Source organism: Tropicibacter naphthalenivorans (assembly GCF_900176475.1).
Lineage (GTDB): Bacteria > Pseudomonadota > Alphaproteobacteria > Rhodobacterales > Rhodobacteraceae > Tropicibacter > Tropicibacter naphthalenivorans.
The window spans coordinates 21556-35008 of sequence record NZ_FWXX01000006.1; the positions used below are offsets into that span (position 1 = coordinate 21556).

At 63.8% G+C, this 13453-nt stretch carries 14 protein-coding genes and 1 tRNA gene; 3 read left to right on the forward strand and 12 right to left on the reverse strand.

Annotation, left to right across the window (positions count from 1 at the left end):
* Nucleotides 1-53: 53 nt before the first annotated feature.
* The 6 genes from B9A11_RS13280 to B9A11_RS13305 all read right to left on the reverse strand — a co-directional run bounded on the left by B9A11_RS13280 (nucleotide 54) and on the right by B9A11_RS13305 (nucleotide 7152).
* Nucleotides 54-2054: an acetoacetate--CoA ligase gene (locus B9A11_RS13280; RefSeq protein WP_058248529.1), complete on the reverse strand. Its 2001-nt coding sequence runs from the start codon at nucleotides 2052-2054 to the stop codon at nucleotides 54-56.
* Nucleotides 2042-2854 carry an HAD-IIA family hydrolase gene (locus tag B9A11_RS13285; RefSeq protein WP_058248530.1) on the reverse strand — a complete coding sequence of 271 codons (813 nt, stop codon included), beginning with the start codon at nucleotides 2852-2854 and terminating at the stop codon, nucleotides 2042-2044. Before B9A11_RS13285 ends, B9A11_RS13280 begins: the two co-directional genes overlap by 13 nt.
* Complete coding sequence (locus tag B9A11_RS13290) at nucleotides 2851-4317, reverse strand: biotin carboxyl carrier protein (protein ID WP_058248531.1); 1467 nt, start codon at nucleotides 4315-4317, stop codon at nucleotides 2851-2853. Before B9A11_RS13290 ends, B9A11_RS13285 begins: the two co-directional genes overlap by 4 nt.
* The gene (locus tag B9A11_RS13295) at nucleotides 4314-5675 is read right to left on the reverse strand and encodes an acetyl-CoA carboxylase biotin carboxylase subunit (RefSeq protein WP_058248532.1); all 1362 of its coding nucleotides are present in this window, start codon (nucleotides 5673-5675) and stop codon (nucleotides 4314-4316) included. The genes B9A11_RS13290 and B9A11_RS13295 overlap by 4 nt, the downstream gene beginning before the upstream one ends.
* Nucleotides 5676-5679: 4 nt before the next feature.
* Nucleotides 5680-6132 carry an acetyl-CoA carboxylase biotin carboxyl carrier protein gene (locus tag B9A11_RS13300; RefSeq protein WP_058248533.1) on the reverse strand — a complete coding sequence of 151 codons (453 nt, stop codon included), beginning with the start codon at nucleotides 6130-6132 and terminating at the stop codon, nucleotides 5680-5682.
* A gap of 96 nt (nucleotides 6133-6228) precedes the next feature.
* Entirely contained in the window at nucleotides 6229-7152 is a 924-nt protein-coding gene (locus B9A11_RS13305; RefSeq protein ID WP_058248534.1) for an SMP-30/gluconolactonase/LRE family protein, read from the reverse strand.
* A 128-nt stretch (nucleotides 7153-7280) separates the two neighbouring features.
* Here B9A11_RS13305 and B9A11_RS13310 point away from each other — a divergent pair.
* Nucleotides 7281-7357, forward strand: a tRNA-Arg gene (locus B9A11_RS13310).
* Nucleotides 7358-7785: 428 nt separating this feature from the next.
* Here the strand turns inward: B9A11_RS13310 and B9A11_RS13315 are convergent.
* A complete protein-coding gene (locus B9A11_RS13315) occupies nucleotides 7786-8304 on the reverse strand; it encodes a MarR family winged helix-turn-helix transcriptional regulator (protein ID WP_058248535.1) in 519 nt (172 codons plus the stop codon).
* Between the two features lie 141 nt (nucleotides 8305-8445).
* Here B9A11_RS13315 and B9A11_RS13320 point away from each other — a divergent pair, with 141 nt between their 5' ends.
* Together B9A11_RS13320 and B9A11_RS13325 are read left to right on the forward strand one after the other, a co-directional pair.
* A complete protein-coding gene (locus B9A11_RS13320; protein WP_058248536.1) occupies nucleotides 8446-9726 on the forward strand; it encodes a cytochrome P450 in 1281 nt (426 codons plus the stop codon).
* The gene (locus B9A11_RS13325) at nucleotides 9723-10046 is read left to right on the forward strand and encodes a 2Fe-2S iron-sulfur cluster-binding protein (RefSeq protein ID WP_058248537.1); all 324 of its coding nucleotides are present in this window, start codon (nucleotides 9723-9725) and stop codon (nucleotides 10044-10046) included. Before B9A11_RS13320 ends, B9A11_RS13325 begins: the two co-directional genes overlap by 4 nt.
* A gap of 62 nt (nucleotides 10047-10108) precedes the next feature.
* Here B9A11_RS13325 and B9A11_RS13330 read toward each other — a convergent pair whose 3' ends face one another.
* From B9A11_RS13330 to B9A11_RS22175, 5 genes are all read right to left on the reverse strand, one after another.
* Nucleotides 10109-10543 carry a c-type cytochrome gene (locus B9A11_RS13330; RefSeq protein ID WP_058248538.1) on the reverse strand — a complete coding sequence of 145 codons (435 nt, stop codon included), beginning with the start codon at nucleotides 10541-10543 and terminating at the stop codon, nucleotides 10109-10111.
* 12 nt (nucleotides 10544-10555) lie between these two features.
* The gene (locus B9A11_RS13335) at nucleotides 10556-11932 is read right to left on the reverse strand and encodes a multicopper oxidase family protein (protein ID WP_058248539.1); all 1377 of its coding nucleotides are present in this window, start codon (nucleotides 11930-11932) and stop codon (nucleotides 10556-10558) included.
* Between the two features lies 1 nt (nucleotide 11933).
* Nucleotides 11934-12359: a c-type cytochrome gene (locus B9A11_RS13340; protein WP_058248540.1), complete on the reverse strand. Its 426-nt coding sequence runs from the start codon at nucleotides 12357-12359 to the stop codon at nucleotides 11934-11936.
* A 90-nt stretch (nucleotides 12360-12449) separates the two neighbouring features.
* Nucleotides 12450-12752 (reverse strand): hypothetical protein, encoded by a 303-nt coding sequence (locus B9A11_RS13345; protein ID WP_143595884.1) that lies wholly within the window; start codon nucleotides 12750-12752, stop codon nucleotides 12450-12452.
* A gap of 77 nt (nucleotides 12753-12829) precedes the next feature.
* The gene (locus B9A11_RS22175) at nucleotides 12830-13417 is read right to left on the reverse strand and encodes a P-type ATPase actuator domain-containing protein (protein ID WP_234988843.1); all 588 of its coding nucleotides are present in this window, start codon (nucleotides 13415-13417) and stop codon (nucleotides 12830-12832) included.
* Nucleotides 13418-13453: the final 36 nt, after the last annotated feature.

Sequence of the window (13453 nt, forward strand, 5' to 3'; positions counted from 1 at the left end):
CAATTTTTTTATCTAATAAAATTGGGCGCCCGCGGGGATCGGGGCGCCCATTTTCATGTGTGGCGTTTGGCTGCGAAGTCGGCGAACCAGTCCAAGACATCCGGGTTGCGCGTGGCGTCGCGGCTGGCGACGCTCTCCGGCGCGGCCCCCATCAGAAGCTTGCGCACGGGCACCTCCATCTTCTTGCCTGTCAATGTTGCGGGGATGCCGGGCGCTGCGATGATCTCATCCGGGACATGGCGGGGCGAGCGTTCGCTGCGTAGCCTTGCGGCGATGGTCTTGCGGAACTCATCGGTCAGCTCGGCCCCTTCGGCCATCTGCACGAACAGCGGCATGTAATAGCCGCCGCCGGGCTCTTCGATACAGACCACGAGGCTGTCGAGTACCTCGGGGATCGCCTCCATCGTGCGGTAGATCTCGGCCGAGCCGATCCGCACGCCAAACCGGTTCAACGTCGCATCCGACCGCCCCCGCACAAAGCTGCCGCCGTGGGTGTTGAACTTGACCCGGTCGCCATGGTGCCACACGCCGGGGTAGGTGGCGAAATAGCTGTCCTCATAGCGGCGAAAGGCTGAATCCCCCCAGAACATCAGCGGCATAGAGGGCATGGGCCGCTCAATCACCAGCTCGCCTTCGGCATCGATCACCGCCGCGCAGGCTTCGTCATAGGCGCGCGCCAAGGTCCCCAACTCCGGCGCCTGAATTTCCCCGGCGCGGGTCGGCAACAGCGGCGAGCCGGCAAGGATGCCCGAGCAGAACTCGGTCCCGCCCGATTGCGAACTGGCCCAGATGTCGGGCTTGATCGCCTCATGCGCCCACTGAAATGTCTCGGGTGTGGACGGCGATCCGACCAGCATCACCGACTGCAAGGCGCTGAGATCAAACTCTTTTCCCGGCTCGATCCCCTGCTGACGCACCATCTGGATATAGGTCGGCGAGACGCCCAGAACGGTGGCCTGCGCCTGCTCGGCGATGCGCCACAAGAGACGCGCATCCGGGTACGCCGGGTGCCCGTCATATAGCACCGCCCGACCGTTCATCAACGGCCCCCACATCAGCGTGTTCCAGACCATCCAACCAGTGGTCGAGTAAAAGAACAGCGCGCCGCCTTCGCCGATTTCAAAGTGAAACGCGGCGGATTTGTAGTGCTCCAGCACGATGCCGTGGTGGGTGTGGACGATGGGTTTGGGCAGGCCTGTGGTGCCCGAGGAAAACAGCACCCACAGCGGATGATCGGACGCAACACGCGTATACTCAAAGTGTTCACATGGTATATCCAGCCCGTCCAGCATCGCGTCCCACGTCTGGATCACCGCCGCGCAGGGCCCGGGTGTCTTGGCCGCCGAGGGCAGATAGTCCAGCATCACCAAGTGCTCGGCGGTGGGCAGTGCGCCCATGATCTGGGTCAGATCACCGGTGCGGTCATAGTCCTTGCCGCCGTAGCGATAGCCGTTCACGGCAAAAACCATCTTGGGCGAAATCTGGCTAAAGCGGTCGATCACCGTTTGTGCGCCGAATTCGGGCGCGGCAGAGGACCACGTCGCGCCGATGGCGATCACCGCCAGATGCGCCACCACCGTTTCGGGAATGTTGGGCATGTAGCCGACCACGCGGTCGCCGGGGCCAAGGCCCATCTCGCGCAGCCGCGTCGCCAGCCTGCGCACGGCCCCGCCGATCTCCGCCCAGCTAGAGGTCGCGCTCTCGCGCAGTTCCGACGAATGGTGCAGCATGACGCGGGTCGGATCACCCGTCCTTTCGTGCCGCAACACGTGTTCGGTGTAATTCAGCCGCGTGCCGGTGAACCAGCGGGTGCGCGGCATGGGGGCGCTTGCCATCACCTCTTGGAGATCGCCTTCGGCAATGATGTCAAAGTACTCCCACAGCGATTTCCAAAAGCCGGGGATGTCCTGCGTGGACCAGTCCCACAGGTCCCAATAGCCGTCAAAAGTCTGGTCTCGGTCAGATAACCAATTGAGATAGCTCGTGATATTCGCCGCGGCGAGGCGGTCAGGCGAAGCGTGCCAGAGCGTCTGGCCTTCGGTCACTTGAGCCATGGTTGCTCCTGCAATTGGGTCAGCGAGGGGATGACGACATGGGCGCGCTCGTCCTCGGGAAAGCTGTTGAACAGCGCGGCGTCGGCGATGCCGGTGGTCACGCCGACGGTCAACGCGCCCGCGCGGCGGCCCATGCGGATTTCCAGCTTGGGGTCGTCGCCGACCACCACCATCTCGCGCGGGTCAGCGCCGGTGATGGCGGTGACGGTGGTCAATCCGGCGGTCTCGGGCTTGCCGAAAACCGTCACCTTGGTGTCGGTGGCATTCTCCAAAGCGGCGGCGATCGCGCCGGAAATCCCCAGCATCCGGCCCCTGGACGAGGCGAAATAGGGCGCGACCGACCCCGCAAAGGGCGTGGCCCCGTCCCAGACCGCTTGAACCACGGCCTCCAGCCCTTCGGTCGTCAAATCGCGGGTGTAGCCCAGCAAAACCGCATCGACCTTTGGCGCATTCTTGGTGGCGGGGATGACCTCAATGCCCGCCTCAGCCACGGGAACGGTGGTGCCGTCGCCGCCCAAGACCATGACCCGTTTGTAGCCACGCTGGGCCAAGGCTTGCGCCGCGATGGCGGCTGGGGTCAGCAAGTGACCGGGGTCGATAATGATGCCCGCATCGGCGAGCAATGGATAATAATGTTTGGGTGCAAAAAATGTACCATTTGTATACGCAACGATCTTGATCCGCTTGGCCCGGCAGGCGGCCAGCGCGTCCAGCACGCCGGGCAGGGCGGCAAAGGTGCCCTTTTCCTTGTCCATCAGCGCCAAGGTACCGTCGATGTCGAAAACTGCCGCCTTGATCATGCGCTGCCTCCCAGCTCGATCTTCAGGCCGGGGCGTTCGATTTTCACGTGGCTCAGGCCTTTGCGTTTGGTCAGTTCCTTAACCAAGTCCATCACCGGTTTGCTGCCGGGATCATAGCCGCGACGTGCAGGGCCAGCGGAGACCATGGCGTCCACCTGATCGGCGGGCATGGTGGCGCGCAAGAGGAACTCTTCGTCGCTGTAATGCTTGCCGATCTTGGCGCGCAACTCGGACAGCGGGGCCATTTTCGGTTCGGATTCAATCTCTTGCGCGCGTTTCGAGGATTTGATTCGGTCCTCGATATTGGCGTCCATCGGCATCGCGGGCGTGCCGAAGCGGCCCAGCACATAGCGCGTCACCTCGTCGGGAACGGTCTGGTAGCGTTCCTCCGCCGTGACGTTCAGGAGCGCTTGGGTCGCGACCAACTGGCTGAACGGCGTAACCATGATCGGATAGCCCAGTTCGGCGCGGACGCGGGCGACTTCTTCGAGCACTTTGGGGACCAGATGCTCGCGCTTGGTCTCGCGCAACTGGCGCTTCAGGGTGCCCATGACGCCGCCGGGGATCTGGTGGTGAAAGTACGAGCGGTCGAACTCGCCGGGGGTGCCGTGCATCAGGCCTTCGGCGCGGGCGAGGGCGGTGAAATAGGCGTCCATCTCGGCGACGGCGTCGTCGTCTACGTCGACGGTGTGGCCCATGTCGCGCAGGTTGGCGATGACGGGCAATTGCGCGGGCCGCGAAGTGCCGTTCGCCGCCGAAGACGCGCAGGTGTGCAGGTAGCCCGCCCCGGCGTCGGCGGCGTCGAGATAGGCAAAGGGCGCAAGGCCGATGGTGCAGTGGCTGTGGACCTCTAGCGGCGTGTCGCCAACGACGGCCATCAGCGCCGGGATCAAGCTCCGCGCCCGCTCGGGCGAGATCAGCCCACCGGGGTCCTTGACGTAGATCCGGTCGAATTTTCCACTATTGGCCAATGCTTTAGCGCCTTCGGCCCAATGTGCATCGTCGTGCAAAGGCGACAGGGTAAAGGTCAGCGCGGCGACGATCTGCGTGCCTCCGGCCTTGCGCGTCAGCCCCGCCATATTGGTCATATTCGCGATGTTGTTCATCGGGTCCATGACCGCAAAACGGTCAATCCCGTTGTTCACCAGCAGGCGAAAAGAGAACTCCATCAGTTCTTCGCTGGCCGTCTCCCAAGAGATGAACCGCATCCCCGTCGTCAGGAAGGACAGCGGCGTGTTGGGCGCGGCCTCGCGGAACAGCCGCAGACGTTCCCACGGGTCTTCTTGTTTAAAGCGCACGGCCACGGCCATATGCGTCGAGGTTGTAAAGTCGATGGAGTCAAAGCCCACGCGGTCCATCACCGGGGCGATTTGCAGCATCATCCCGGTGTCCAGCCCCGTAGCCCCCCATTTGGACTGGTTGCCATCGCGCAGGGTGCAGTCGATCAGCTTGATATCGCTCATGTTTTGTCCTCCGTGAGGCGGGGCAGAACGCCTGTCAGATAGGTCGTATCGACGCCGCCCTGTTGAAAGGTCTCATCTGCCATGATGGCGCTGTGCAGGGGGGCGTTGGTGGTGACGCCGTCCAGCGTATGTAAATTGAGTACAGCTTGCATACGCGCGATGGCGTCGGCCCGCGTCGGCCCCCAAGTGATCAGCTTGGCGATCATGGAATCGTAAAAGGGCGAGATCATCGCGCCGGGTTGCATGTGCGTGTCGACCCGCACGCCGGTCAGCGACGGAAACCACGCCTGTTTGATCCGGCCCGGAGAGGGCATGAAATCACTTTGTATATCTTCTGCATTCAATCTGCATTCAATTGCGTGGCCGTGCAGAGTGATGTCGTTTTGGCGCATTCCCAAGGGCTTACCCTCTGCGATGGCGATCTGGAGCGCGATCAGGTCGAGGCCCGTGATCGCTTCGGTCACTGGGTGTTCAACTTGTATACGTGCGTTCATCTCGAGAAAGTAGAACTCCTGCCGTTCCACATCGACGAGAAATTCGACCGTTCCGAGCGAGCGATAACTTATGTGCCGCGCGTATGTGACAGCGGCGTCCAGTAGCCCTTGGCGCAGGGTGTCTGGCAGGCCGGGGGCGGGGGCTTCTTCGACCACCTTTTGATAGCGGCGCTGGACGGAACAATCGCGCTCGCCGGTGTGCAGGACCGTCTCGCCGTCCGACAGGATCTGCACCTCGACATGCCGCCCGACGGTGACGAACCGTTCGAGATAAACGCGCCCATCGCCAAAGGCGGCGGCGGCCTCGGAAATCGCGAGGTTGAGTTGCGCGGGCAGTTCAGCGGCAGAGTTTACGCGCTTCATGCCGCGCCCACCGCCGCCCGACACCGCCTTGATCAGCAAGGGAAAACCGACAGCCTCGGCAAGCTTTAGCGCCTCGGCCTCGGTGTCCACCGACCCGCCCGGGGTCAGGGGGACGCCAGCCTTTTCATCGTGGGTGCGCGCGGTCAGCTTGTCGCCCACGGCGGTCAGGTTGTCCGGCGATGGGCCGATAAAGATCAGGTCGGTCTCGGCGCAAGCCTCGGCCAAGTCCTTGTTTTCCGACAGGAACCCATAGCCGGGGTGGATCGCGTCACAGCCGGTGCCCATCGCTGCCTCGATCACCGTGCCGACCTTGAGATAGCTTTGCGTCGCCGCCGCTGGCCCGAGGCAAACCACGCGCGTTGCCAATTGTGCACCCAATGTATCCCGGTTCGCTTCGGACACGCCGAGCACCGTTTCAATGCCCAATTCACGGCAGGTGCGGATGATGCGCACGGCAATTTCGCCGCGATTGGCGATGAAAATCCGTTTGATCTTGGCCATGGGGTCAGGCCGGTTGAATGCGGATCAGGGCTTGGCCGTGTTCGACCAATTCGCCGTTGGGCGCGAGGATTTCGGTGACCACGCCGTCCGCCCCGGCGGTGACCGAATTCATCAGTTTCATGACCTCGATGATGCCGATGACCGTGTCCTTGGTGACCGTGTCGCCGACCTTGACGAAAGGCGGATCGCCGGGTTTGGGCGCGTGGTAAAAGGTGCCGAGCAGCGGCGCGGGCACCTCCGATCCACCACCCGAAACCAAAACGGGGGCGGCCACGGCGACCGGTTCGGCGGCCTTGGGCGCGGGAGCCTCGGGCGCGCTGGGGGCGGGCGCGGGGCTGCTGCCACGACGGCGCAGTTCCAGTTTCAATTCGCCCATTTCCAGCTTGAGTTCATCGAAATCAGAGCTGTCGATCAGCTTGAGAATGTCGTCGATATCCGACCGCGTCAGTCCGCTCATGGCCCTGTGCCCCCCCTAAATCTCCTGACAGCAGGCTAGGGAGGCGGGGCAAACGGCTCAATTCGCCATCGCCCAAAGTTTCACTAAGTGAAACGGTCAGGCGTAGGGCATCCCCTGCGCGCGGACGTGCAAAGCATAGACCGACTGGCTGGCGGCCATATACAGACGGGTGCGATAAGTCCCGCCAAAACAGACATTTGCGCAGCGTTCGGGCAGGTGGATCATGCCAATCGCCTCGCCCAGAGGCGAGAAGACACGCACGCCGTTTAACCCCTCGCCAACGCCCCAGCCGCACCACAGGTTGCCATCGGTATCCAGACGAAAGCCGTCGGGCGTACCCTCTGCCCCGGCCTCGATCAAGCGCCGCCCGTTCGAGACCCGCGCCCCATCGACGTCATAGGCATGGATGCAGCGCGGCAGGCCGCTTTGCACCACGTAAAGGATGGATTCGTCAGGGGAAAACGCCAAGCCGTTGGGGTGGTCGATCTGTGTGATCACAGCCGTCATCGTGCCGTCCGGGTCGATGCGGTAAACGTTGGTGGGCAGCTCTGGCTCGGCGCGGTAGCCTTCGTAATAGTCGCGAATGCCAAAGGTCGGATCGGTGAACCAGACCGAGCCATCGGACTTGACCACCACATCGTTGGGCGCGTTCAGCGGCTTGCCCTGATAGCTGTCGGCCAGCACGGTGATCGTGCCGTCCAATTCGGTGCGCGTCACCCGGCGGTGACCATGTTCGCAGGACACCAAGCGCCCCTGCCGGTCGCGCGTGTTGCCATTGGTGTGCGGGCCGCGGCGAAACACCGACACCGCGCCGGTTTCCTCTTCGATCTTGAGGATCTGGTTGTTGGGGATGTCCGAGACCAACAAACAGCGCATATCGCCGAACCACACCGGCCCCTCGGCCCAGCGCATCCCTGTGTGCAACCGTTCAACGGCGGCATGGGTCACCAGCAGCGGGCGGAACCGCTCATCCAGGATTTCGACGCGCGGGTCTGGGTAGCTTTGGGCCTGTTGCCACATGATATGTCCTCCGGGTTAAAGAGGTGTTAGCGCAAAACGCAGGCCGAGGGTAGGTTTTGCGGCGATGCGCGTGTGACGACGCGGGGCTCTTGCGCGGGGCGGGCAAACGGGGCAAAAGCAAGGTCAGCGGTCCCTTAGCTCAACTGGATAGAGCAGCTGACTTCTAATCAGCAGGTTGAGGGTTCGAGTCCTTCAGGGATCGCCATTTTCAAAATCATAGCTATAAAAATAAGTGCTTTTGCGCCGATTGTGTCCCACTGCTTCGAGTGTGTCCCACGAATCAGGCCGCGCAGATCAGCCGAACAATCCGGCGGCTTTCGTGTGGCGCGCCATCTCGTCAAGCGATGTATGGCCCGCCATCGTGGCAATCTGGTGCGTCGATTTCAACAAACCGATTGTTTTTAAAAGAAGATTCCTAGGGTATTCCAACTGGATTTTGGCTTTCGGGCGCGACACCTTTGATCCTCTCGGGGGCGCAGTTCAGCGCAGTCAGCCTCTTGGGGTGCGGTCAGGGTCTCGGTGCCGTAAGGGGCGACATCCCAGATCGCGATATGTGGTGATGGATCAACCCAAGCCAACCGCCAGCCCGTGCCCTATCCTTCTTGGCCGTGGCCCTTTCGATGGGCGCGCGCCCTAACCGTCGTCGTTCAGCCGGTCGAGATTGTCGATGAACCGCCCCAACATATCGGTGAGCGTCGCGATCTCTTGGGGGCTGAACCCGTCCAGCAGGCGCTTCTGGCGCGTCAGGGCTTCGACGAGCACCCGGTCATGCAAGGCGCGCCCCGCCTCGGTCAGCCACCATCCCCGGCTGCGACCATTGGCGTGCACATCGCCCGCCACCGCAAGCCCGCGCTGTTCCAGCCGCGCCACGGACCGGCTGATCGCTGCCTTGTCGATGCCGATGGTCTGCGCCGATTGCGTCACCGTCGCCCCGGGCACGCGTGTCAGCATGACCAGCATCCGCCAATCCATGATCCCGATGTCGAACTTCTGGGCATAGGCCTTGGCCGCCGCGCGGTTGAACCGGTTCGCGGCAAAGTTCAGCAGCACCGTCGGGCTGCGCGTAAAGCTTAGCGTGCGCGAAGGCGGGCCATCTTCGGCCTCGATCTCGACGGTAAAAAGCGCATTCAGGTCATCAACATCGACAGTCATATGCCTGTGTAGCCCATCGCCGCGTCCGGGAATAGTCGTCACGGTGGTGACAGATCATCATCAATGTTGAGGTGACATCATCGAATCGTTTAGCACCTGTAAAGCGGCCGCGACACGGTTGCCCTTTGGGAGGAGGAACCAATGAACGCACCCTTTGACGGGGCGGCTTCGGGCTGTCCTATGGCTGCCGCGTCGGCAGATTTTCAGCCGTTTGAACATCGCGGCATGTACGAATTTCTCGCGAAGATCCGCGAGGAGGTGCCGATCTTTCACGCGCCGGAAATCGACTACTGGGTGGTCACCCGCCGCGCCGATATCGAAGCGATCATGCCCGACAGCGACCGCTTTACCGCCGTGCTGACGACGCAGCCGATCTTTCCCTGGCCGCAAGAGACGCTGACCTACCTTCAGGAGCGCAAGTTCGCTCATGAGGCCATTCAGGTCGCCTGCGATCCGCCCCTGCACACCCGCGTGAAAAACCACGTGACCAAGTTCCTGAACATTCGCCAGTTCATGTCCTACGAGCCCGCCATCCGCGAACTGGCCCGCAGCTATGTCCAAAAGCTCAAGGGCCAAGAGACCGTCGATCTGGTGGACGCGGTGACCTATGAATACCCGGCGCAGGTCGTCTTTATGCTGCTGGGCGTCAATGATTTCGACCCGCGCCAGATCAAGAAATGGGGCGATCTGCGCCTGCACATGATCTGGGGCCGCCCCGAGGAAACCGACTTTGAACAGGCGGCGCGCGATCTGGCGGACTTTTGGGATTACACCGTCGATCTGGTGGCCCCGCGCAAGGCCGACCCCAAGGATGACTACCCCAGCAAGATGTTCGAGCTGCGCGGCGGGGACGACGAGGTCCTGACCGAGAACGAGATCCGCAGCCTTGTATTTGGTCTGCTGCTGGCGGGGCACGAGACGACCACCAACGCCGCCGGGAACCTGATCCTTGAGTTGCTCAAACGTCGCGAGCAATGGCGCGCCATCGCCCAAGACCCCGCGCTGGCCAAGAACGCCGTCGAAGAGGGGCTGCGCTACGCGACCTCCGTGGTGGCATGGCGCCGCCGCGCAAAAGAGCCGGTCACCATCGGCGGTGTCGACCTGCCCGCCGGGGCGAACCTGCTGCTGTCGCTGGCCTCGGCCAACCGCGATCCGGCGCTGTTCGAAGAGCCCGAAACCTTTGACATTGCGCGCAAGGACGCCCGCAACCACATGGCCTTTGGCAAGGGGCTGCACCATTGCGTCGGCGCGCCGCTGGCCCGTCTGGAGCTGCGCATCCTGCTCGAAGAGCTGACCGCCGCCTTCCCCGAAATGCGCCTCGCCGAGGGCGCCGAAGACACCGATTTCACCAAGACCCTGTCCTTTCGTGGGCCGGCGCAGCTGCGCGTTCACCTTGGACCCTACAAAGAGCAAGACGCATGATCGACATCACCTTTATCCAACCCGACGGCAGCCAAAAGACGGTCGCGGCCAAGGCCGGCCATACGATCATGGAAACCGCGCAGGCGCATGGCATCGACGGGGTGATCGCGGAGTGCGGTGGCTCCATGGCTTGCGCGACCTGCCACGTCTTTCTTGACGACATCGCCCTGACCGCCGCCGGTCCCGCGAGCGACAGCGAAGACGACATGCTCGAATTCGCAGCCACGCCGCGGGCGGACAACAGCCGCCTGAGCTGTCAGGTCACGGTGACCGACGCGCTGAACGGCGCACAGATCACCATACCCGAGACCCAGTTCTGACCGGCCCCCAAACCGGCCCCGCCAAAAGGAGCGCGCCTCATCGCAGGACGGGGCGCGTTTTGTCATTCGCGGTACTTGGAATGACACGCCTTGCAGGTGCCGCCCAACTGGCCCAGCGCGCGGCCAAGGTCGGCCTTGGCGGTGATGGTCCCGGCCAGCGCTGCGGCAGTGGTTTCCGACGCCGAGGCCAGCGTGGCAAAGTCGTCCCACTGCGCCCAGATGATCGGCAGCGCCTCGGACTTGGGATCGTCTGCGCGGGTCTCGAACATGGGCGCGATCTGCGCCGACTGCGCCGCGATCTCGGTCAGGGCAGCGTTCGCGGCGGCAGCGTCAAAGGCGGTCTGCCCCTTGGCCATCGCCCCCAGCACCTTCATCTGCTCGCCAATGGTCTTCATAACTTCCATCCGGGCCAGAACGTCCTTGTTCTTGACCCCGCCATGGGCCAGCGCGGCGGTGCCGAGTGCGATAAGCGTGATCGTTGCTATGGTTTTATTCATCCAAGTCTCTCCTCAGGACACATTGATCCAGGTTGTCATGCCCGATGCAGCATGGGCCAGCATGTGGCAATGCAGCAGCCACTTGCCGGGGTTGTCGGCGGTAAAGGCGATCTCCAGCGGGGTGTTGGGGATCGACAGGATGGTGTCGCGCAGCGGTCCCATCGCGCCATCGGCGCGCACCTCGCGAAAGTGCATCCCGTGCAGGTGCATCCCGTGCGGAAATGCCGTGCGGTTGTCCAGCCTGACCCGCACCACCTCGCCGCGTGACAGCTCCGCAAAGGGCGTCTCGGACAGCCCCGCCTGACCGGCCAGCGCCCAGAACTGGCCGCGATCGATCAGCGCGCGAAAGTCGAGCCGGTCTCCTTGGAACAGGGCGCTGTCCATGCCGGCCATCGCGCCGCCCTCCATCACCATGTCCAGCGCGCGGGCCTGCGACAGGTCCGGAAGGGCGGTGTTCGGGTTGGCGGGCAGGGGCGCGGGGGCGGTGTCGCGCGGGGGGCGCGTGCCGGTGATGGATACATCGACCAAGGCTTCCCACGTGTCGCCGTCGAGGGACATCAGCAGCCCCGCGGGGCCGTCCGTCGCGGTGATGTCAACGATCAGGTCGACACGCTGCGCCGGGGCCAAAACGATCTCGCCGCTGACCTTCTCGGGGGTGTCCAGAGGCATCCCGTCCAGCGCCACGGTCCAGCCGGTCATGCCGTCCAGCTTTAGGCCAAAGATCCGGGCATTCGCGGCGTTGATCAGCCGCAGGCGCAGGCGCTCTCCGGTCTCGGCCTGCATCCTATAGGCATACTGACCGTTCACGCCGATCAGGTTCCCGGTGCGCCCGCCGTGGCTCATCATCATCGGGTGGGTGAACGGCTCTACAAAGCTGCCCGTGTCCGGGTCGAGCAGCCAGTCGTCCAGCATCAGCACCTCGTCGCGGTCCACGTCGGGCGGGGTCGCCTCGTCGACGATCAGCACACCCGACAGGCCGCGCGCGACCTGCTCCATCGAGTTGGTATGCGCGTGATACCAGTAGGTGCCCGCGTCCGGCACCGCGAAATCGTAGTCAAAGGTCTCGCCCGGCGGTACGGCGTCCTGCGTCAGCCCCGCGACCCCGTCCATGGCGTTGTCGATGCGGATGCCGTGCCAGTGCACCGACGTCGGCACCTCGAGATCATTGACCAGCCGCCGGGTGACGCGCCCGCCTTGGGGCACGCGGATCAGCGGGCCGGGAATGCTGCCGCCATAGGACCAGACGGGCGTGGCGGGGTAGCCCTCGGGGGCCAGTTGCACGCTGGCCTTTTGCGCGATCAGCGGGTCTGTGGCTGCCCAAGCCGGGCGGGCAATTGCAGCGCCAGCCAGCCCGCCGCAAAAGGCGCGCCTGTTCAGGGTGATCGTCATGTCAGTTGATCCCGTTGGTTCGTTGAAGTTCTCGCACGTAGGCGATGATCGTGGTGACGTCGCCCTTGGTCAGCCCGTCCTGCGCAGGCATGTTGCCGAACCGCCAGTGGTGCGCCTGCACGCCGTTCTGAACCGCCATGTAAAAGGACATATCGCCATGGTGGTTCGGTTCGTAGATGACGTGGACGAGCGGCGGGCCAAAGCCGTCTTTTCCGGCGGCGTTTGTGCCGTGGCAGGCGACGCAGACCGCATCAAAGGCCCGCTTGCCCATCTGGGCCTGCGCCGACAGCGTGTCCGGGAGGGTAACGTTCACAAGGTCCGTGCCGCTGGCGGGCGCGGCTTCCCGTGCGTTGGTCCGAGGCGAGGCGAGATATGCGAGGGCGGACACGGCCACCACGGCCGCGCCAGCAAATGCGAATTTTTTCATGGTCTTGTCCTGAGGGGCACCGAGGTGTGCGCCAAGGTGCGGAATGCGTTGATCTGATGGTCCCAAAAGAGCCGCCGAACGGCGCAGCGCCTAGGCGCGCGGAGGCGGCAGATCATGCTCGGGCGCGCGGTGCGACCCGGTTTCCGCAGAGGGCAGGCCGTGGACGGCCCGCCCAAATGAAGGCGTGACCAACCCGGTCATTGGCGACAGGGGCGCAAGCGTCAGGCTCATGACGTGATGGCAGTCAGGCACCGTGCCGTCCGCCGCTTGGTGATGCGCATCGGGGCAGTCGGCGCAGGGGACCATCGCAGCCTCATGATGGTCGGGGACGGCGGCCCGCACGTCCGGCGCAGACGCCAGAACAAGGCCAAGACCCAGGAACAGAACGCACAAAAGGCACCACGCGCGCCGCAGAAATGGCGAAACGCAGCTGTCGGCTCGTTTGTCAGCCCCTCTATGAGCGCGTCGGTTCAAATGATCCCTCCGGTCGGGCGCAAGACCGCCCGGCGACAAGCATACACGGAATGCGCCGCCCCCGTCAAAGCTTGGCTGCCCGCAGGCGCAGGGCATTGCCGATGACCGACACGGCGGCAACAAAGGCATAGGACAGCGCAGGTGACGGTCTCGGCTTCGACCTTTTCGACCGGAACAGGCTCGCCGGTGATCATGCTTTCATCGACCGAAGACCGCCCCCCGGTCACCACATCATCCACCGCAATGCTCTCTCCGGGGCGCACGCGCAGCACATCACCGGAGCGGAGCTGGTCGAGCGGCACATCCTCTTCGCCACTGTCGGTGACGCGGCGCGCAGTCTTGGGCGCGAGGTCCATCAGCGCGCGGATCGCATCGCCAGTGCGTTCGCGCGCCGCCAGATCCATGACCTGCCCGATCAGGACGAGGATCACCGCCGTCGTCTCGAAATACATCGGCGTCATGCCCATGCCGTCCTGCATCTGCGCCGGCAGCAGGCCGGGGAACAGCAGCGAGACGATGGAAAACAGGTAAGCCGCCCCGGTCCCCAGCGCGATGAGCGTCCACATATTGGGCGAGCGGTTCACGACCGACGCCCAGCCGCGATCGAAGAACGGTCGGCA

Coding starts and splice junctions, on each gene's coding strand:
- B9A11_RS13330 (WP_058248538.1), bottom strand. CDS start 10,543: ATGAATAAAACCATAGCAACGATCACGCTTATCGCACTCGGCACCGCC.
- B9A11_RS13290 (WP_058248531.1), bottom strand. CDS start 4,317: ATGAGCGATATCAAGCTGATCGACTGCACCCTGCGCGATGGCAACCAG.
- B9A11_RS13320 (WP_058248536.1), top strand. CDS start 8,446: ATGAACGCACCCTTTGACGGGGCGGCTTCGGGCTGTCCTATGGCTGCC.
- B9A11_RS13315 (WP_058248535.1), bottom strand. CDS start 8,304: ATGACTGTCGATGTTGATGACCTGAATGCGCTTTTTACCGTCGAGATC.
- B9A11_RS13325 (WP_058248537.1), top strand. CDS start 9,723: ATGATCGACATCACCTTTATCCAACCCGACGGCAGCCAAAAGACGGTC.
- B9A11_RS13335 (WP_058248539.1), bottom strand. CDS start 11,932: ATGACGATCACCCTGAACAGGCGCGCCTTTTGCGGCGGGCTGGCTGGC.
- B9A11_RS13305 (WP_058248534.1), bottom strand. CDS start 7,152: ATGTGGCAACAGGCCCAAAGCTACCCAGACCCGCGCGTCGAAATCCTG.
- B9A11_RS13295 (WP_058248532.1), bottom strand. CDS start 5,675: ATGGCCAAGATCAAACGGATTTTCATCGCCAATCGCGGCGAAATTGCC.
- B9A11_RS13300 (WP_058248533.1), bottom strand. CDS start 6,132: ATGAGCGGACTGACGCGGTCGGATATCGACGACATTCTCAAGCTGATC.
- B9A11_RS13285 (WP_058248530.1), bottom strand. CDS start 2,854: ATGATCAAGGCGGCAGTTTTCGACATCGACGGTACCTTGGCGCTGATG.
- B9A11_RS13340 (WP_058248540.1), bottom strand. CDS start 12,359: ATGAAAAAATTCGCATTTGCTGGCGCGGCCGTGGTGGCCGTGTCCGCC.
- B9A11_RS13280 (WP_058248529.1), bottom strand. CDS start 2,054: ATGGCTCAAGTGACCGAAGGCCAGACGCTCTGGCACGCTTCGCCTGAC.